The 19,396-nt window shown below is 60.6% G+C and carries 17 protein-coding genes; 10 read left to right on the top strand and 7 right to left on the bottom strand.

Translation table 11 applies throughout. From position 1 onward, the window contains the following. Positions 1-41: 41 nt before the first annotated feature. The 6 genes from QMK52_RS01910 (at position 42) to QMK52_RS01885 (ending at position 6,192) form a co-directional block, all read left to right on the top strand. Positions 42-344: a DUF3649 domain-containing protein gene (locus QMK52_RS01910; protein WP_320403765.1), complete on the top strand. Its 303-nt coding sequence runs from the start codon at positions 42-44 to the stop codon at positions 342-344. Then, positions 341-1,915, top strand: coding sequence for a PepSY-associated TM helix domain-containing protein (locus QMK52_RS01905; protein WP_320403764.1), 1,575 nt, complete (start codon positions 341-343; stop codon positions 1,913-1,915). Before QMK52_RS01910 ends, QMK52_RS01905 begins: the two co-directional genes overlap by 4 nt. Next, positions 1,915-2,241 carry a DUF3325 domain-containing protein gene (locus QMK52_RS01900; RefSeq protein WP_005785124.1) on the top strand — a complete coding sequence of 109 codons (327 nt, stop codon included), beginning with the start codon at positions 1,915-1,917 and terminating at the stop codon, positions 2,239-2,241. The genes QMK52_RS01905 and QMK52_RS01900 overlap by 1 nt, the downstream gene beginning before the upstream one ends. Positions 2,242-2,248: 7 nt before the next feature. Continuing rightward, positions 2,249-2,827 (top strand): RNA polymerase sigma factor, encoded by a 579-nt coding sequence (locus tag QMK52_RS01895; protein WP_005785126.1) that lies wholly within the window; start codon positions 2,249-2,251, stop codon positions 2,825-2,827. Continuing rightward, a complete protein-coding gene (locus tag QMK52_RS01890) occupies positions 2,824-3,801 on the top strand; it encodes a FecR family protein (RefSeq protein ID WP_194440169.1) in 978 nt (325 codons plus the stop codon). The genes QMK52_RS01895 and QMK52_RS01890 overlap by 4 nt, the downstream gene beginning before the upstream one ends. A gap of 150 nt (positions 3,802-3,951) precedes the next feature. After that, positions 3,952-6,192, top strand: coding sequence for a TonB-dependent receptor (locus QMK52_RS01885; protein ID WP_194440170.1), 2,241 nt, complete (start codon positions 3,952-3,954; stop codon positions 6,190-6,192). Positions 6,193-6,282: 90 nt separating this feature from the next. On the opposite strand, the gene QMK52_RS01880 is transcribed toward QMK52_RS01885, so the two are convergent. Beyond that, on the bottom strand, positions 6,283-6,633 hold the full coding sequence (locus QMK52_RS01880; RefSeq protein ID WP_005785130.1) for a glutaredoxin family protein: 351 nt from the start codon (positions 6,631-6,633) through the stop codon (positions 6,283-6,285). After that, positions 6,633-7,637, bottom strand: a complete 1,005-nt coding sequence (yejK, locus tag QMK52_RS01875; RefSeq protein WP_003171997.1) for a nucleoid-associated protein YejK — start codon at positions 7,635-7,637, stop codon at positions 6,633-6,635. Before yejK ends, QMK52_RS01880 begins: the two co-directional genes overlap by 1 nt. A 397-nt stretch (positions 7,638-8,034) precedes the next feature. On the opposite strand from yejK, the gene QMK52_RS01870 reads away from it, so the two are divergent. Further along, positions 8,035-8,316: an HU family DNA-binding protein gene (locus tag QMK52_RS01870; RefSeq protein WP_005785131.1), complete on the top strand. Its 282-nt coding sequence runs from the start codon at positions 8,035-8,037 to the stop codon at positions 8,314-8,316. Between the two features lie 78 nt (positions 8,317-8,394). Here the strand turns inward: QMK52_RS01870 and rlmF are convergent, their stop codons facing one another. The 5 genes from rlmF to QMK52_RS01845 all read right to left on the bottom strand — a co-directional run bounded on the left by rlmF (position 8,395) and on the right by QMK52_RS01845 (position 14,965). Then, a complete protein-coding gene (gene rlmF, locus QMK52_RS01865; RefSeq protein ID WP_005785132.1) occupies positions 8,395-9,414 on the bottom strand; it encodes a 23S rRNA (adenine(1618)-N(6))-methyltransferase RlmF in 1,020 nt (339 codons plus the stop codon). Positions 9,415-9,552: 138 nt separating this feature from the next. Beyond that, positions 9,553-12,399, bottom strand: coding sequence for a valine--tRNA ligase (locus QMK52_RS01860; RefSeq protein ID WP_005785134.1), 2,847 nt, complete (start codon positions 12,397-12,399; stop codon positions 9,553-9,555). Between the two features lie 212 nt (positions 12,400-12,611). After that, positions 12,612-12,986, bottom strand: a complete 375-nt coding sequence (locus tag QMK52_RS01855; RefSeq protein ID WP_005785135.1) for a hypothetical protein — start codon at positions 12,984-12,986, stop codon at positions 12,612-12,614. Positions 12,987-12,994: 8 nt separating this feature from the next. Next, positions 12,995-13,423 carry a DNA polymerase III subunit chi gene (locus tag QMK52_RS01850; protein WP_005785137.1) on the bottom strand — a complete coding sequence of 143 codons (429 nt, stop codon included), beginning with the start codon at positions 13,421-13,423 and terminating at the stop codon, positions 12,995-12,997. A 51-nt stretch (positions 13,424-13,474) separates the two neighbouring features. After that, positions 13,475-14,965 carry a leucyl aminopeptidase gene (locus QMK52_RS01845; RefSeq protein ID WP_005785138.1) on the bottom strand — a complete coding sequence of 497 codons (1,491 nt, stop codon included), beginning with the start codon at positions 14,963-14,965 and terminating at the stop codon, positions 13,475-13,477. Positions 14,966-15,249: 284 nt separating this feature from the next. On the opposite strand from QMK52_RS01845, the gene lptF reads away from it, so the two are divergent. The 3 genes from lptF to lepA all read left to right on the top strand — a co-directional run bounded on the left by lptF (position 15,250) and on the right by lepA (position 19,391). Next, positions 15,250-16,368 carry an LPS export ABC transporter permease LptF gene (lptF, locus tag QMK52_RS01840; RefSeq protein WP_005785139.1) on the top strand — a complete coding sequence of 373 codons (1,119 nt, stop codon included), beginning with the start codon at positions 15,250-15,252 and terminating at the stop codon, positions 16,366-16,368. After that, the gene (gene lptG, locus QMK52_RS01835; protein WP_005785141.1) at positions 16,361-17,440 is read left to right on the top strand and encodes an LPS export ABC transporter permease LptG; all 1,080 of its coding nucleotides are present in this window, start codon (positions 16,361-16,363) and stop codon (positions 17,438-17,440) included. The genes lptF and lptG overlap by 8 nt, the downstream gene beginning before the upstream one ends. Before the next feature lie 151 nt (positions 17,441-17,591). Next, positions 17,592-19,391 (top strand): translation elongation factor 4, encoded by a 1,800-nt coding sequence (gene lepA / locus QMK52_RS01830; protein WP_005785142.1) that lies wholly within the window; start codon positions 17,592-17,594, stop codon positions 19,389-19,391. The last annotated feature ends 5 nt before the right edge of the window (positions 19,392-19,396 follow it).

Here is a 19,396-nt window from a genome sequence, read left to right as displayed (position 1 = left end):
TATCATTAATATTGCGCGTTGATGAACTTGGCGCCTGCCGCATGAAAAGCAAAACCGCATTGCCCATTTCCTATCGCCTCGCCGTCACCTCGCGCGTGCTGGCGGCTGTGATCGGTGGTTACTTGATGGCCTCCCTGGCCGCCATCTGCCTGGCGCTCTGGTTGCCCACTTCCCGCGCCGATGCGGTGGTCACCGGCATGATGAGTTCGTTCGTGTTCTACCTGCTGGCGGTGCTCTGGTGTTTCGCTTGCCGCACGGCCTGGCGCGCCTGGGCCGGGGTGATGGTGCCAAGTGCGCTGTTTGCCACGTTGGCCGGCGTTGGTTTCTGGGTGTCGCGCACATGAAAGAGGGCTTTCGCCAGGCCATGGCCTGGCTGCATACCTGGGCCGGATTGATCTTCGGCTGGCTGCTGTTTGCGATTTTCCTGACCGGCACCCTGGCCTATTTCAAAGACGAAATTACCCATTGGATGCAGCCCGAAGTGCAGGCCCATCCCCTGGACGACGGGCGTAGCCTTGCCGTAGCCCAGAATTACCTGCAACAACAGGCGCCCACGGCCGCACGCTGGTTCATTACCTTGCCTACCCATCGTGATCCCGGCCTGTCCGTGATGTGGCAAGACAAGGTCGAGCCCGGCAAGCGCGGCACCTTCATCCAGAAAACCCTCGACCCGGTCAGCGGCCAACCCGTGCAGGCCCGCGACAGCAAGGGCGGCGAGTTCTTCTATCGGTTCCACTTCCAGCTGCAAATGCCTTACCCGTGGGGCCGCTGGCTGTCGACCATCGCCGCGATGGTGATGTTGGTCGCGCTGATCACCGGCATCATCACCCACAAGAAAATCTTCAAGGACTTCTTCACTTTCCGCCCGCGCAAAGGCCAGCGCTCCTGGCTCGACGGGCACAACGCGGTGGGCGTGCTGGTGCTGCCGTTTCACCTGATGATCACCTACAGCAGCCTGGTGATTTTCATGAACATGGTCATGCCCGCGCCCATCATGGCGTCCTATGGCGACGACAGCCGGGCGTTCTTCGATGAGTTGTTCCCCGCTACCAACAATGCGCCGGCCCTCGGCCAGCCCGGTCAGTTGCTGCCGTTACTGCCGATGTACCAGCAGGCGCGCGAGCAGTGGGCGGGCGGCCATGTGGGGCGGCTGGCGGTCAATAACCCTGGTGATGTCAACGCCTCGGTGAATGTGTTTCGCGCTGGCTCCGACAGCGTGGTGCACGCCTTTGGCAATACCCTGTCGTTCAACGGCACCACTGGCGAGCTGTTGCGGGCCAGTGGCGAGCCGTCTTTGCCTGCGGTGATTGGTGGTAGTTTCTATGGTTTGCACATGGGCCATTTTGCCGGTCCCGTGCTGCGTTGGTTGTACTTTATCTGCGGCCTGGCGGGCACGGCGATGATCGGCACGGGGCTGGTGATCTGGCTCGGCAAGCGCCAGCTCAAGCATGCCAAAACTTCGGTGATGCCGTTTGAACTGCGGTTGGTAGAAGTGTTGAACATTGCCAGCATGTCCGGGCTGATGATCGCCATCGCTGCGTTTTTCTGGGCCAACCGACTGTTGCCGGTGAGTTTCGCCGAGCGTTCCGACTGGGAAGTACAAGCCTTCTTTACCGCCTGGGGCCTGAGCCTGCTGCACGCCATGTTGCGTCGCGGTCGCCAGGGTTGGGTCGAGCAACTGAGCTTCGGCGCGTTGCTGTTTGCGGCGGTCCCACTGCTTAACGCCAGCACCACCTCGCAGCATTTGGGTGTTTCTCTGGTCAATGGCGACTGGGCCATGGCCGGCTTCGACCTGACCTGCCTGGCCAGTGGCGCGTTTCTCGCCTGGGCGGCCTGGAAGATGCACCATCGCACCGCGCCGCAACCCAAGGCCGAACGTGCACGTGGCCTGACGCTCAAGCAGGAGGCCAGCTGATGCTGCTCGCGCTGCTGATGTGCTACGCCGGGTTTACTGCGCTATGCCTGTCCACAGACCGTCACCACGGCGAGCTGCTGCACAGCAAACCCACGCCCACTCGGCGTTTGGGGCTGCGCGTGGGCGGTTGGTTGCTGCTGATTGTCGCGATCTGGCCCGCGGTGCTTGCCGCCGGCTGGAGCCAGGGCCTGGTGCAGTGGTGCGCGGTGTTGATGCTCAGCGCCTTGCTGCTGGTGTTGCTGCTGCCTTATCGCCCAAGGCTGGCCTTGATCCTGGCGGGCCTGAGCCTGCTGGCCAGCCCTGTTGCGGCATTCGCCCTGTCCTGAGCCTGCCATGATGATCAGTCCACCGCCGGAACCCCAGGACAGCCCGCACACCGATGCGGCCGGTGGGCGAGCGCATTTCCTGCAGGTATTTTTGTCCCAGCGTTCGCAGATGGAGGCCCTGGTCAGCCGCCGCGTCGGTTGCCGCGCCACCGCGGCCGACCTGGTGCAGGATTTGTTCCTGCGTTTCTGGCGCCGCCCCCTGGTGCAGGTCGAAGAGCTCAGTACCTACCTGCTGCGCTGCGCGGGCAATATCGCCATCGATCATTTGCGCACTGAAGGCGCCCGAGTGCGCAGCAATGAAGGCTGGTTGCCGGAGCAGCAAGACAACCAGAGGTGCGAGTTCCAGGCGGCGCTGGAGGCCGGCAATGATCTGCGCCATGTCGAAGCCGCCTTGCGCAGCTTGCCCGAGCGCACCCGGCAGATTTTCCTGCTCAACCGCATCCACGGTCGCAAATATGCAGAGATCGCCAAGGCCATGGGGCTGTCCCAAAGTGCCGTGGAAAAACATATGATGCGCGCCCTCGAAGCCTGCAAGGCCAGCCTTCGCGAACCACCGCCTCCACGCACGCCAGGGAAAGCACCGTGAACGTTACGCCCACACCCGCCCAGGAACAGGCTGCGCTGGCCTGGCTGAGCCTGTTGCATGACCAGCCCAGCAGCGGCGACCAGGCTACTTTCAGCCGCTGGCTGCGCGCTGATCCCGCGCATGTCGAGGCCTACGCCCAGGCCCAGGTGCTGTGGGAGTTGAGCGAAGTGCCGGCACGTCAGCTGGCTGATGAGGATGCGCTGGCCTTGCAGGGCTACCTCAACAAGATCAACACCTCCAAGCGTTCACGTGGGGTGCGTTGGTCCGGCACCCTGGCGATGGCTGCAAGCCTGCTGCTGATGGTGGCGATGGGCGCCGGTTGGCAGCCGTCGCGCTGGGTCGATGAGTTAGGTGCCGATTACGTGACGGCGGCGGGGGAGGTGAAGACCTTTACCCTGGCAGATCAATCCCAGGTCACCCTCGACGCCGACAGCGCCATTGCCGTGGATTTCAGCCATGGCGCGCGGCATATCCAACTGCGTCGCGGTGCGGGATTTTTCAGTGTGACCCACACGGGTCAGCCCTTCGTGGTGGAGGCGGGCGGTGGTGAGGCGCGGGTGCTGGGCACCCAGTTTGAAGTGCGCCTGCAACCTGCCGGGGCAGAGGTCACCGTGTTATCCGGACGGGTTGGCGTGACGCCATCCAGACAGGGCCTGCAACAGGTACTGGCCGCAGGTCAGCAAGTGGCCTATGCCGACGGCGTAGCCGACACCCTGCACGCTGTCGACAGCCAGTCACGCCTGGCCTGGCGTGACGGCTGGCTCAATTACTACAAGGCGCCGCTGGCGGATGTGGTCAAGGACCTGAGCCGTTATTACCCGGGCCGCATCGTGTTGCTTAACGATGAGATGGGCGCCAGGCGCGTCAGCGGCAGCTTTCCAAGCAAGGATCCGCAGGCGGTGTTGAATGCGCTGCAAGCGGTGCTCGGCTTTGAACAACACTCGCTGCTGGGGCGCATGATCGTGTTGCGCTAGGGCGCGCTTCACCAAACCTTCATCGCAATCGCCAAAACCTGTCACCAAACGGTTACACGTGCCGTGGATCATCCCTGGGTTCCTGAACAAGTGGTCAGGAAGAGCACCTCTGCCCCATACAACACAACAATGTCAGTAAGGGATCTACACGTGAACTACAACACTCTTTATGCCCTGCTTATGGCATCGGGCCTGGGCGGCTTTGCGCCGCTGGTTCTGGCCGATGGCACACAGGATGTGGGGTCGGTGAACGTTACCGGCAAGCAGACCCTGGGCAACGGCCATATGATCCGCGAAGAAAGTGCCAAGGCGCGTTCCACGGTCACCAAAGAAGCCATGGATGAAATGTCGGGCACCGCCAACGCCATCGACAAGCTCAAGTACACCCCGGGCATCAACGTTTCCAGTGATGACGCCAGCGGCACCAGCGGCACCACCTTCACCATGCGCGGCATGAGTTCGGACCAGGTCGGGGTTTCGGTCGACGGCGTGCCGATCAACGACTCGGGCAACTACAGCGTGTATTCCAACCAGCTGGGTGACCCGGAAAACCTCGCCGAAGTGTTCGCCACCCAAGGCTCTTCCGAGGCAGACGGCCCGCACATTGGCTCCAGCGGCGGCAACATCGGCATGATCACTGTCCGGCCGACCAAGGATGCCGGGGTATTCGCCAAGCAGATCGTAGGTGCCAACGCCCTGCGCAAGACGTTTGTGCGGGCTAATACCGGCGATTTTGGCGGCCTGAAAACCTGGGTCTCGGCGTCGCACCTGGAAGGCGACAAGTGGCGCGGCAAGGGCACTCTGCGCAGCGACAAGATCGAGTGGAGCAGCTTGTTCGAAGGTGACAACGGCAATTCCACACTGGCCACGGTCAAGTACAACAAACAGGAAAACTACAACTACAACAGCCTGAGCAAATCACAGTTTGACACGGAGGGGCGGCGCAAGGACTACGCCGAAAGCCCGGTGTACAAGGCAGGTCTGTTGTCTGCGTCCTACAAGCTCAACCGCAACCCCTTCGAAAGCGTAAACGCCACGCTGACCCAGCGCTGGCAATTGCAAGACAACCTGTCGCTGACAGTCACGCCGTACTACTACTGGTCCAACGGCGGCAGCTTCAGCGGCCAGACCGCCTCCAACCTGGGGCCAAAGTCTGACAAGGCCGGCAACTACGACCTGAGTAACCTGCAATCGGCCAACTATTACCGCCCTTCATGGACCGAGACCTGGCGCCCGGGCGTCACGGCCAAAATGAAGTGGGACATCAACGAAGCGCACAGTCTGGACTACGGCTACTGGTATGAACGCGCACGCCAGCGCCAGACCCAGCCATTTATCGGGATCAACGGCGAGGGCGCACCCGATGATGTGTGGGGCGATTACAACAGCGGCGGGCAGGTGGTCGACAAGAATGGCGCCACTGTACAAGGCCGCCACTATTACACCGTCACCCCGGCGCAGAAACTCTGGGTACAGGACAACTGGCAAGCCACGCCGGACCTGAGTTTTGTCGCGGGCCTGGCCTACCAATACGTCGAGCGCGACGGCAACAATCTCGGCAGCCTCTACGACAAAGCGGAAAAACGTAACACCCGTTACCACCAGTTCCTGCCCAACTTCAGCGCCAAGTACCAGGTCGACGAAAGCAACCAGGCGTTCTACAACGTCACTCGCAATATGCGCACGCCTCCCAACTACGTGCTGTACAACAAGGGCGACTCCGTCAGCCTCAAGTCCGAATTGAGCTGGAACCAGGAACTGGGCTGGCGCTACACCGAAGACGACATGGCGCTGAGTGCGACCTTGTTCTATATCAGTTTCAAGGATCGCCAGGTGTCGACCACCGACGCCAGCGGTGACTACATGGTGCTTAACGTCGGCAGCGTCGATAACAAGGGCCTGGAGCTGGAGTGGAGTGGCTTGTTGCCGCACAACTTCAACTACTACGCCTCGTACACCTACACCCAGTCCGAGCAGAAGGACGACCTGCTCAGTAAGAATGTGCTGCTGCCAACGTCGGGCAAGCAACTGGCCAACGTGCCGGAAAACATGTTCAACCTGGTGTTCGGGTACGACGACTCGCGGTTTTACGGCAACGTCGCGGGCAAGTATGTCGGCAGCTTCTATGGTGATTTGACCAACAAGGAGAAGATCGAAGGCCGTACGGTGTTTGACCTCAATGCCGGTATTTACTTACCGGTGGACAAGAGGGTCATCAAGTCGGCGACCCTGCGCCTGTCGATGCTCAACGTCTTCGACAAGGAATACTTGAGTTCGGCGCGTACCGTGGCGTTCAACTCGGCGCCGGTCAACGGGTTGGGGGCGAGTACGGCGTATTACAACGTGGGCGAGGAGCGTACAGCGATGGTGTCGCTGGAAGCCAACTTCTAAGACCACCACAAACCAAATGTGGGAGGGGCGGTGCGACGATTCGACTTGCTCCCTCCCACATTTAGTTCTGCTGTGCTTTTGAGACGGGGGTTACTTCAGGGCCGCCATGATCGCATCCGGGTTGTAGTCGCGGATCAATGTGCCATTGACGTCCACAAATGGAATCCCACCCCCACCCAGCGCTTCATACGCCTTGCGCGCCTGGGTATCCTTCTCGATATCGACGGCCTGGTACGGGATACCCTTCTGGTCCAGAAAACGCCGGATCTGCTTGCAGTACCCGCACCACTCGGTCGCATAGAGCACCACCCGCGCAGAGGCGCGTACCTGCTCCGACACCACCTGGGACGGGTTGAACACCCGCTCGATCTTGCCCCAGTTCTGGATCACGACCACCACCAGCAACACCAGCAGGACTTTCTTTAAAACCCCGCCCAGCATCAGTTACGGCGCTTGAGCTGATCGGTCAGTTGGGTTGGCAGGCCCTTGATGATCAAGGTGCCGGCGGCTTCGTCGTATTCGATCTTGTCGCCCAGCAGGTGCGCTTCAAAGCTGATGGACAAGCCCTCGGCGCGCCCGGTGAAGCGGCGGAACTGGTTGAGGGTGCGTTTGTCGGCCGGAATCTCCGGCGACAGGCCGTAATCCTTGTTGCGGATATGGTCGTAGAACGCTTTTGGCCGATCTTCATCGATCAGGCCGGAGAGTTCTTCCAGGCCCATGGGTTCGCCGAGCTTGGCCTGGCTGCTGGCGTAGTCCACCAGAGTCTTGGTCTTTTCGCGGGCGGATTCGTCAGGCAGGTCTTCGCTTTCAACGAAGTCACTGAACGCCTTGAGCAGGGTGCGGGTTTCGCCCGGGCCGTCGACGCCTTCCTGGCAACCGATAAAGTCGCGGAAGTACTCCGAGACCTTCTTGCCGTTCTTGCCCTTGATAAAGGAGATGTATTGCTTTGACTGCTTGTTGTTCTGCCACTCGGAGACGTTGATGCGTGCCGCCAGGTGCAACTGGCCCAGGTCCAGGTGGCGCGAGGGCGTCACGTCCAGCTCGTCGGTGACTGCCACGCCTTCGCTGTGGTGCAGCAGGGCGATGGCCAGGTAGTCGGTCATGCCTTGTTGGTAATGGGCAAACAGCACATGGCCGCCGGTGGAGAGGTTGGACTCCTCCATCAGCTTCTGCAGGTGTTCCACCGCCGTGCGGCTGAAGGTGGTGAAGTCCTGGCCACCGTCAAAGTATTCCTTCAACCAGCCGCTGAACGGATGCGCGCCGGACTCGGCATGGAAGAAACCCCAGGCCTTGCCTTGTTTGGCGTTGTAGCTCTCGTTGAGGTCGGCAAGCATGTTCTCGATGGCGGCCGACTCGGACAGTTCGGAGTCGCGGGCATGGAGCACTGCGGGGGTGCCGTCGGGTTTTTTGTCGATCAGGTGGACGATGCAATGACGGATCGGCATAGGCTTCTCGGCTGGTTGAAGGGGGAGGGGGCGGCCTCCCCGAAAAGTCGCCCAGTGTACCGCACCCATTGGCCGTGACGTGCCCCGAAGGGCATTTTGGATGCCCTCCGACTGCCCATATGCCTTTTTTTCACGGTTTAGAGCGATAAAGCTGACCAAATGGGTATGTTGAGGCGGATATTTCCCCGTCTCTGTGCTAGTTTTGCCCCGTCTTACGCCAAGTCTCGGCGTTAAGCGTGCATTCAGCATTTGTCAGGTCGAACCAATCCCCGTTTCAAGCATCTATAACCCCGATCTCCGTGGTTATAGCCGGGGATGCCAGGCCATGACGGTCGGGCTCGACGGCTGACACTGCACTCTGCAATCCATATGAATTTGATAGGGAAGGAACACCACAATGGCTTTGACTAAAGACCAACTGATCGCTGATATCGCTGAAGCTATCGACGCGCCAAAAACCACCGCGCGCGCTGCTCTGGACCAACTGGGCCAGATCGTTGCTGATCAGCTGGAAAATGGCGGCGAAATCACTCTGCCAGGCATTGGCAAGCTGAAAGTAACCGAGCGTCCTGCCCGTACTGGCCGTAACCCTTCGACTGGCGCTGCCATCGAAATCGCTGCCAAGAAAGTTATCAAGCTGGTTGTGGCTAAAGGCCTGACCGACGCTGTTAACAAGTAAGACGCAGTAAAAAAAACCGTGCTCCGGAGTGATCCGGGCACGGTTTTTTGTTGCCTGCGGTTTTATTGTGATGAAAGGTTAATCGCGCACCCAGCGCTGGCGCCAGATCTGCTGTTCGTTCTTGGTCTGGAAGGTCCAGGCCACAAACCGGCTTTGCTTCTGCCCCTGAGACATCTCTACCACCTGGCTTTCCAGCACGCCGGCTTTTTTCAGCGCGGTTTCGATCGCAGGCAAGTTGGACGCTTTTGACACCAGGGTGCTGAACCACAACACCTTGTGGGCAAAATGCGCGCTCTCGGCGATCAACTGCGTCACAAAGCGTGCTTCGCCGCCTTCACACCACAGTTCAGCCGATTGGCCGCCAAAGTTGAGTACCGGCAACTTGCGTTTCGGATCCGCCTTGCCCAGGGCACGCCACTTGCGCTCGCTGCCCTTGGTGGCTTCATCCATGGACGCATGGAACGGCGGGTTGCACATGGTCAGGTCAAAGCGCTCACCGGGTTCCAGCAAACCCAGCAGGATCTGCTTGGGGTTGGGCTGCTGGCGCAGCTGGATAACCTTGCTCAGGTCGTTGGACTGCACGATGGCCTTGGCGGCGCTCACGGCGATAGGGTCGACCTCCGAGCCCAGGAAGTTCCAGCGGTACTCCATGTAGCCAATCAGCGGGTAGACGCAGTTGGCGCCCATGCCGATATCCAGCACCTTGACGATCGAGCCACGCGGGATCTTGCCGTCGTTGACGCTGGCCAGCAGGTCGGCGAGAAAATGCACATAGTCGGCACGCCCCGGTACCGGCGGGCACAGGTAATCGGCCGGGATGTCCCAATGCTGGATGCCATAGAACGACTTGAGCAACGCCCGGTTGAACACCCGCACCGCGTCCGGGCTGGCGAAGTCGATGCTTTCCTTGCCATAGGGGTTGATGATCACGAATTTCGCCAGTTCTGGCGTGGTCTTGATCAGCGCCGGGAAGTCGTAACGGCCCGTGTGGCGGTTGCGCGGGTGCAGGGTGGCCTCTTTGCGCGGTACCACGGGCTTGGCCGGGGTAGCGGATTTAGGCTTCTTGCGCGAAGGTTTAGGCGTAGTGGGGGCGGTCATGATGATTCTGGTGTTGGCTCAAAGTGGCGGCCATTGTCACACATCCTGAGCTCAACCCGGTCAAATGTGGGAGGGGGCTTGCTCCCACAGAAGCAAAAAAAGAGACCCGAAGGTCTCTTTTTTTACGCGACTCAAGCCTTACAGGCTGGAAATCCGCGCATGTTGCTCGGCCAGTTTGCCCAAAGCCTGTTCAGCTTCGGCCAACTTGGCGCGTTCTTTCTCGATCACCTCCGCCGGCGCCTTGTCGACGAATGCCGCGTTGGACAGCTTACCGCCCACGCGTTGCACTTCGCCTTGCAGGCGTGCGATTTCCTTGTCGAGACGGGCCAGTTCGGCGCCCTTGTCGATCAGGCCGGCCATCGGTACCAGCACTTCCATGTCGCCCACCAATGCAGTGGCGGACAGCGGCGCTTCGGCATCGGCAGCCAATACGGTGATCGACTCCAGCTTGGCCAGCTTCTTGAGCAACGCGTCGTTCTCGCTGAGGCGACGCTGATCTTCGGCACTGGCGTTCTTCACGAACACGGCCAGTGGTTTGCCCGGTCCGATGTTCATCTCGGCGCGGATGTTGCGAGTGCCGAGCATCAGGGTCTTGAGCCATTCGATATCGCTTTCGGCGGCCTCATCGATGCGCGCTTCATTGGCCACCGGCCAAGGTTGCAGCATGATGGTCTTGCCTTCGATACCGGCCAGCGGCGCCAGGCGCTGCCAGATCTCTTCGGTGATGAACGGCATGAACGGATGCGCCAGGCGCAATGCCACTTCCAGTACGCGCACCAGGGTGCGGCGAGTACCGCGCTGGCGTTCGACCGGGGCGTTTTCGTCCCACAATACCGGCTTGGACAGTTCCAGGTACCAGTCGCAGTATTGGTTCCAGATGAACTCGTACAGCGCCTGTGCAGCCAGGTCGAAACGGAACTGGTCGAGCTGGCGGGTCACTTCGGCTTCGGTGCGCTGCAACTGCGAGATGATCCAGCGATCAGCCAGGCTCAACTCATAGGCTTCGCCGTTCTGGCCGCAGTCTTCGCCTTTATCCAGCACGTAGCGCGCGGCGTTCCAGATCTTGTTGCAGAAGTTGCGATAGCCTTCGACGCGGCCCATGTCGAACTTGATGTCGCGACCGGTAGAGGCCAGCGAGCAGAAGGTGAAGCGCAGGGCGTCGGTGCCGTAGCTGGCGATGCCGTCGGCGAATTCGTCGCGAGTCTGCTTCTCGATCTTTTTCGCCAGTTTTGGCTGCATCAGGCCCGAGGTGCGTTTCTGCACCAGGGTTTCCAGGTCGATGCCGTCGATGATGTCCAGCGGGTCCAGGACGTTGCCCTTGGACTTGGACATCTTCTGGCCCTGGCCGTCGCGTACCAGGCCGTGTACGTACACGGTCTTGAACGGTACCTGCGGGGTGCCGTCTTCGTTTTTCACCAAATGCATGGTGAGCATGATCATCCGGGCAACCCAGAAGAAAATGATATCGAAGCCGGTGACCAGCACGTCGGTGGAGTGGAATTTCTTCAGGAATTCGGTCTGCTGCGGCCAACCCAGGGTGGAGAACGTCCACAGGCCCGAGCTGAACCAGGTGTCGAGTACGTCGTTGTCCTGTTGCAGCGCGATGTCGGCGCCGAGGTTGTGCTTGGCACGCACTTCGGCTTCGTCGCGGCCTACATAGACCTTGCCCGACTCGTCATACCAGGCCGGAATACGATGGCCCCACCACAGCTGACGGCTGATGCACCAATCCTGGATGTCGCGCATCCACGAGAAGTACATGTTTTCGTACTGTTTAGGCACGAACTGGATGCGGCCATCTTCCACGGCGGCGATGGCAGGCTCTGCCAGCGGCTTGGTGGACACGTACCATTGGTCGGTCAGCCACGGTTCGATCACGGTGCCGGAGCGGTCGCCCTTCGGCACTTTCAGGCCGTGGTCGTCGACGCTGACCAGCAAGCCGGCGGCGTCGAAGGCGGCAACGATCTGCTTGCGCGCTTCAAAACGGTCCAGACCTGCATATTCGGCCGGAATCTTGCCGTCGATGCTGTCGTTCAACGAGCCGTCCAGGTTGAATACCTGGCAGGCCGGCAATACGGCGGCATTCTTGTCGAAGATGTTCAGCAGCGGCAGGTTGTGGCGCTTGCCGACTTCATAGTCGTTGAAATCGTGGGCCGGGGTGATTTTCACGCAGCCGGTGCCGAATTCGGGATCGCAATAGTCGTCCGCAATGATCGGGATGCGGCGGCCAACCAGTGGCAGTTCGACGAACTTGCCGATCAGCGCCTGGTAGCGCTCGTCGTTCGGGTTAACGGCTACGGCGGCGTCGCCGAGCATAGTTTCCGGACGAGTGGTGGCGACGATCAGGTAGTCGTTGCCTTCAGCAGTCTTGGCGCCATCGGCCAGCGGGTACTTGAGGTTCCACAGGAAACCTTTCTCGTCGTGGTTTTCCACTTCGAGGTCGGAAATGGCCGTGTGCAACTTGGTGTCCCAGTTGACCAGGCGCTTGCCGCGGTAGATCAGGCCGTCTTCGTGCAGGCGCACGAAGGCTTCCTTCACGGCTTCCGACAGGCCGTCGTCCATGGTGAAGCGCTCGCGGCTCCAATCCACGGAGGAGCCCAGGCGACGGATCTGACGGCTGATATTGCCGCCGGACTGATCTTTCCATTCCCAGACTTTCTCCAGGAATTTCTCGCGGCCCAGGTCGTGACGGTTCTGGCCGGTGGCTTCCAGTTGGCGTTCCACCAGCATCTGCGTGGCGATACCGGCGTGGTCGGTGCCCGGCTGCCACAGGGTGTCGCGACCCTGCATACGGCGGAAACGGATCAACGCATCCATGATCGCATTGTTGAAGCCATGGCCCATGTGCAGGCTGCCAGTGACGTTCGGTGGCGGGATCATGATGGTGTACGAGTCGCCCGCACCTTGTGGGGCGAAATAGTTCTCGGACTCCCAGGTGTTGTACCAGGAAGTTTCGATAGCGTGGGGCTGGTAGGTCTTATCCATGCGCGGCGGGACCCTAGTTGGCATTTATTCAGGAAAGCCGGCAAGTATAACGGGGGAGGACGAGGAGGGCGAGTTGAAGACGGACTTAAGGCTGATGCAAAACTAATGTGGGAGGGGGCTTGCTCCCGATTGCTGAGTGTCAGCCACCGAATCATCGGCTGATACAACGCTATCGGGAGCAAGCCCCCTCCCACAGGAAATATCAGTGTCGTTTAGGACTGGTACTGGCTGAGCAACCGCTCCATCCGCGCATCCATCCGACGCTTGATCTCGGCTTCAATATGCGGCGCAAAGTCGTCGATCACATCCTGCATGATCAATTGCGCGGCAGCGCGCAGTTCATTGTCCAGGTGCAGGAGCAGGGCATCGGGGGCTTTTTCTGCGGCGGGAGCGGGTTCTGCAACCACAGGTTCCGGCGCGGCAGGCTTGCCGCTGACCATGTCGAACAGCAGCGGGATCTGTACCTCGCCGTCGGCCGTTTCGGTCAGCAGCGGCGGTTGCAGGTTGTCATCACCCAGCAACTGACGGATCGACTCCAGGTCGTCCAGCAGGTGGTCGTCTTTTTTCAGCGGGTTGGGAGTGTCCATCGTGTGCTCTAAAGTCGTTGTAGCCGGTGATCCTGCAGAGAATAGCCCTGTTCGCGATAGAAACGGAAACTCTCCCGCGCGGCCTGACGAATAGCCGGGTCCTCCACCACCACTTCCGCCACGCGGGCGAACGCCTTGGCAAAGGCCGGTACTTTCAGGTCCAGGTTGACCAGCAGGTCATGGTGATCGCCGCAACTGTCGCCCACACCCAGGACTACCAGGCTTTCAGGTTCGGATTCGGCGGGGCCGTGGGGCACGAAGCTTTCGCCCTTGAAGCGCCACAGGCGGGCATCCAGCTCATCGCGTTGGGCGGCATCGCTGCAATGCAGGTAGATGCGGTGGCCCATGCGCCAGGCTTTTTCGGTGAGCTTGCAGGCAAAGTCCAGGCGCGCGAGGGGATCGGCGCTGGGCAATATATAGAAGTCGACTTGGGTCATTGCGGTTCCTGAGGCCGGGGCGGCGGGATGGTCGCCCCGGCATCTTCAGTTTCAGGCCTTGGCGCGATCCAGCAGGTATTGGGTCAACAGTGGCACCGGACGGCCGGTTGCGCCCTTGTCCTTGCCGCCGCTGGTCCAGGCGGTGCCGGCGATGTCCAGGTGGGCCCAGTTGAAGTTCTTGGCAAAGCGCGACAGGAAGCAGGCCGCCGTGATGGTGCCGGCTTTCGGGCCACCGATGTTGGCGATGTCGGCGAACGGGCTGTCCAGTTGTTCCTGGTACTCATCGAACAGCGGCAGTTGCCAGGCGCGGTCGTCGGCAGCCTTGCCGGCGCTGAGTAGTTGCTCGATCAGTTCGTCGTTGTTGCCCAGCAGGCCCGAAGTGTGGGAGCCCAAGGCAACGATGCACGCGCCGGTCAGGGTGGCGATGTCGATCACGGCCTGGGGCTTGAAGCGCTCGGCGTAGGTCAGGGCGTCGCACAGCACCAGGCGGCCTTCGGCGTCGGTGTTGAGGATTTCCACGGTCTGGCCGCTCATGGTCGTGACGATATCGCCCGGGCGGGCCGCGCCGCCGCTCGGCATGTTCTCGGCACAGGCCAGGATGCACACCAGGTTGATCGGCAGCTTGAGTTCCAGCACGGCACGCAGGGTACCGAACACGCTGGCCGCGCCGCCCATGTCGTATTTCATCTCATCCATGCCCGCGCCCGGCTTGAGGCTGATGCCGCCGGTGTCGAAGGTGATGCCTTTACCCACCAGGGCGTAAGGCTTCTCGGATTTCTTGCCGCCGTTGTATTGCATCACGATCAGGCGTGGCGGCTGGTCGCTGCCCTGGCCTACGGCATAGAACGAGCCCATGCCCAGGTCCTTGATCTTCTTTTCATCCAGCACTTCAACCTTCAAGCCCTTGAACTCTTTGCCCAATGCCTTGGCCTGTTCGCCCAGGAATGTCGGGTGGCAGATGTTCGGCGGCAGGTTGCCCAGGTCGCGGGTGAACGACATGCCGTTGGCGATGGCCTGGGCGTGGGTCACGGCGCGCTGAACTTCAGCCTGGGCAGCCTTGATGGTCAGCAGGGTGATTTTCTTCAGGGCGCGGGGTTCGGCCTTCTGGCTCTTGAACTGGTCGAAAACATAGCCGCCGTCCAGCAGCGACTCGGCTAGCAGGCGGGTCTTGCCGTAGCTGTCACGGCCCTTGATCACGATTTCGTCGAGTGCCAGTGCCGCATCGCTGCCGCCCAGGCCCTTGAGGGTGGTAAGGATGCCGCTGATGATCTTGCGCAATGGACGGTCGCCCAGTTCGGCGTCCTTGCCCACGCCCACCAGTAATACGCGCTCGGCCTTGAGGTTGGGCAGGCTCTGCAGCAGCAGGCTCTGGCCGACTTTGCCGGCCAGGTCGCCGCGCTTGAGGATCGCGCTGATCGCGCCGCCGCTCAGTTCGTCCAGTTGCTTGGCGGCGACGCCGAGTGTGCGGCCTTCGCCGACAGCGACCACGAGGGTGGCGGTTTTCAACGTTTCGGGGCTAACGCTTTTTACAACCAATTCCATGTTCGGGTCCCTTATCAAGGTCTGTGAGCCTGGAGTTTGTACTCAGGCTTGAAGCTCGGCAGCTTGGTAAACCGCCAGCGGACAAAGGCCGCAGTTTGAACCTCGCCGGCGGAGCCTGACAACCCTTGGCGCACGCTTTGTGCGTGCGCATGAGTAAGCTCCGTGACAGGCGCGGTCAATCACAGGATAATGCGCCATCTTTTTAGCCGATCCGTGATAAACGGGTCGTCTCGGTATGCTTGCTTGTTTGGCCGCCTTAGCCTGACAACCCTGGAGTGTCTGGTTTGATCGTCTTCCGTTATCTGTCCCGCGAAGTCCTGTTGACCCTGAGTGCCGTGAGTGCGGTGTTGCTGGTCATCATCATGAGTGGTCGTTTCGTCAAGTTCCTGGCTCAAGCCGCCGCAGGCGCCCTGGATCCGGGGTCGTTGTTCTTGATCATGGGCTACCGGATGCCCGGGATGCTGCAGCTGATCCTGCCCCTTGGCCTGTTTCTCGGCATATTGCTGGCCTATGGCCGCTTGTACCTTGAGAGTGAAATGACCGTGCTGTCGGCCACTGGCATGAGCCAGCAACGTTTGCTGGCCATGACCATGGTGCCGGCCGCCGGCGTTGCCCTGGTGGTGGCCTGGTTGAGTATGAGCCTGGCGCCCCAGGGCGCCATGCAGTTCCAGCTGCTGTTGAACAAGCAGGATGCGATGACCGAGTTCGATACCCTCGAGCCCGGGCGCTTCCAGGCGCTCAGCGACGGCACGCGGGTGACTTATACCGAAACCATGACCGATGACCGCTCCAACCTCGGCGGCGTGTTCATTTCCCAGAAAAACCTTGGCCAGAACCAGAAGGACCGTGGCATTTCCATTCTGGTGGCCGACAGTGGCCGCCAGGAAGTGCGCCCCGACGGCAACCGCTACCTGATCCTGGAAAATGGCTACCGCTACGACGGCAGCCCTGGTCTGGCGGACTATCGGGCGATCAAGTACGACACTTATGGTGTCATGCTGCCCAAGCCTGAGATCAGCGGCGAGGTCACCGACCGCGACGCACTGCCGACTGCATCGCTGTTCGGCAGCCAGGAACTGCGCTCCATTGCCGAGCTGCAATGGCGTTTGTCCTTGCCGCTGCTGGTGTTTATCGTAACCTTGATGGCCGTGCCGCTGTCGCGCGTCAACCCGCGCCAGGGGCGTTTCCTCAAACTGCTGCCGGCGATCCTGCTGTACATGGCCTACCTGACCATCCTGATTTCCGCCCGTGGCTCCCTCGAGAAAGGCAAGTTGCCGCCAGCCCTTGGCCTGTGGTGGGTGCACGGGGTTTTCCTGTTGATCGGCCTGGGGCTGCTCTATTGGGAACCTATCCGTTTGAAAATGAAGAGCCGTCGTGGCCTGAAGGAGTTGGCCCGTGGCTAAGCTTGATCGCTACATTGGCAGCAGCGTACTGATCGCCATCCTCGCGGTACTGGGCATCATTCTTGGCCTGGCCTTGCTGTTCGCCTTCATTGATGAAGTGGGCAACGTCACCGACACCTACACGGTCACGGATGTACTGAGCTACGTGGCACTGACTGCGCCGCGCCGTCTCTACGACATGATGCCGATGGCGGCGCTGATCGGTTGCCTGATCGGCCTGGGCACCCTGGCCAGCAACAGCGAGCTGACCATCATGCGCGCCGCTGGCGTTTCCATTGGTCGTATCGTCTGGGCGGTGATGAAGCCGATGCTGCTGCTGATGGCGTGCAGCGTGCTGATCGGTGAATACGTCGCGCCCCCGGCCGAAGCCACTGCCCAGGCCAATCGCGCCCTGGCCCAGGGCTCGGGCGATGCGCAAAGCGCCAAGCACGGCCTGTGGCACCGTCAGGGTGATGAGTTCATCCACATCAACGCCGTGCAGCCAGGCGGCCTGTTGATCGGTGTCACGCGCTATACCTTCGATAAAGAGCGGCACATGCTGTCCTCCAGCTTCGCCAAGCGCGCGCAATACAATGCCGAGCAATGGCAGCTGAGCGACGTCACCACCACCTACTTCCGCAATGTGGGCCAGGGCACCAAGGCCAGCACCGAAGTGGTCAATGCACCGACCGAGCAGTGGGATATCGCCCTGAAGCCGGAACTGCTCAACACCGTGGTGATGGTCCCCGAAGCGCTGCCGATCTCGGGGTTGTGGAGCTACATCCATTACCTCAAGGAGCAGGGCCTGAACAACGGCCGCTACTGGCTGGCGTTCTGGGTGAAAGTCCTGCAGCCGGTGGTAACCGCCGCGTTGGTGTTGATGGCGATCTCCTTCATCTTCGGGCCGTTGCGCTCCGTAACCCTGGGCCAGCGGGTATTTACCGGCGTGCTGGTGGGCTTTACCTTCCGCATCGCCCAGGATCTGCTCGGGCCGTCGAGCCTGGTGTTCGGTTTCTCGCCGCTGTTTGCGGTGCTGGTGCCGACGGCCATCTGCGCCGTGGCCGGGTTCTGGCTGCTGCGTCGGGCCGGTTGAAGCTGCGCTTATGCACAAAAAATGCCCCGCTCTCGTGAGTGGGGCATTTTTGTTCTGGTCAGCAAAGATGACGTCTGGCCTGAGCATCAGGTACAATTCCCGGCTATTTTTCAGCGGGCAATCTGCCTGCAGCCTTTTTGAGTGTTGATCCGTGAGTGATTTGAGTCATATCCGCAATTTCTCCATCATCGCCCACATTGACCATGGCAAGTCGACGCTGGCCGATCGATTCATCCAGATGTGCGGCGGCCTTGCCGAGCGTGAAATGGAAGCCCAGGTACTGGACTCCATGGACCTCGAACGCGAACGCGGGATCACCATCAAGGCCCACAGCGTTACTCTGTATTACAAGGCCAAAGACGGCATCACCTATCAGCTGAACTTCATTGACACCCCGGGCCACGTCGACTTCACCTACGAAGTCAGCCGTTCGCTTGCGGCCTGTGAAGGTGCCTTGCTGGTGGTCGACGCCGGCCAGGGCGTCGAGGCGCAGTCGGTTGCCAACTGCTACACCGCGATCGAGCAGGGCCTGGAAGTCATGCCCGTGCTCAACAAGATCGACCTGCCCCAGGCCGAGCCTGAGCGCGTCAAGGAAGAGATCGAGAAGATCATTGGCATCGACGCCACCGACGCCGTCACCTGCAGCGCCAAGACCGGCCTGGGTGTCGACGAAGTACTCGAACGCCTGGTGCACACCATTCCCGCGCCGACCGGCAACTACGAAGATCCGCTGCAAGCGTTGATCATCGACTCCTGGTTCGACAACTACCTGGGCGTTGTCTCCCTGGTCCGCGTGCGCCATGGCCGTGTCAAGAAGGGCGACAAGATCCTGGTCAAGTCCACTGGCAAGATCCACCTGGTGGACAGCGTCGGTGTATTCAACCCCAAGCACACCGCCACCGCTGATCTGAAAGCCGGTGAAGTAGGCTTCATCATCGCCGGTATCAAGGACATCCACGGTGCACCGGTGGGTGACACCCTGACCCTGAGCTCCACGCCGGATGTCGACGTACTGCCCGGCTTCAAGCGTATCCAGCCACAGGTTTACGCCGGCCTGTTCCCGGTCAGCTCCGACGACTTCGAGGATTTCCGCGAAGCCCTGCAAAAGCTGACCCTCAACGACTCGTCGTTGCAGTACACCCCGGAAAGCTCCGACGCCCTGGGCTTCGGCTTCCGCTGCGGGTTCCTGGGCATGCTGCACATGGAAATCATCCAGGAGCGCCTTGAGCGCGAGTACGACCTGGACCTGATCACCACGGCGCCGACCGTTATTTTCGAGCTGTTGCTCAAAACCGGTGAAACGATTTACGTCGACAACCCGTCCAAGCTTCCGGATCTGTCGGCCATCGAAGACATGCGTGAGCCAATCGTGCGGGCCAATATCCTGGTCCCGCAGGAGCACCTGGGCAACGTCATCACCCTGTGTATCGAAAAGCGTGGCGTACAGCGCGACATGCTGTTCCTCGGTACCCAGGTGCAAGTGACCTACGATATGCCGATGAACGAAGTGGTCCTGGACTTCTTCGACCGTCTCAAATCCACCAGTCGCGGCTATGCTTCGCTGGATTACCATTTCGATCGTTACCAATCGGCTAATCTGGTGAAACTGGATGTGCTGATCAACGGCGACAAGGTAGATGCCCTGGCGCTGATCGTGCACAAGGACAACGCGCACTACAAAGGTCGCCAACTGACCGAGAAGATGAAAGAACTGATTCCGCGCCAGATGTTCGACGTTGCGATCCAGGCCGCCATTGGCGGGCAGATCATTGCACGGACTTCCGTCAAGGCTCTCAGAAAGAACGTACTGGCCAAATGCTACGGCGGTGACGTAAGCCGTAAGCGCAAGCTGCTTGAGAAGCAAAAGGCCGGTAAAAAACGCATGAAGCAAGTAGGTAACGTGGAAGTTCCACAAGAAGCCTTCCTTGCGGTGCTCAGGTTGGATAGTTAGGTCCT

Source organism: Pseudomonas sp. P9_2, from assembly GCF_034008255.1.
Classification (GTDB): domain Bacteria; phylum Pseudomonadota; class Gammaproteobacteria; order Pseudomonadales; family Pseudomonadaceae; genus Aquipseudomonas; species Aquipseudomonas synxantha_A.
Note: the sequence above shows the minus strand (reverse complement) of the source record. Positions and strands in the feature narration are given on the sequence as shown.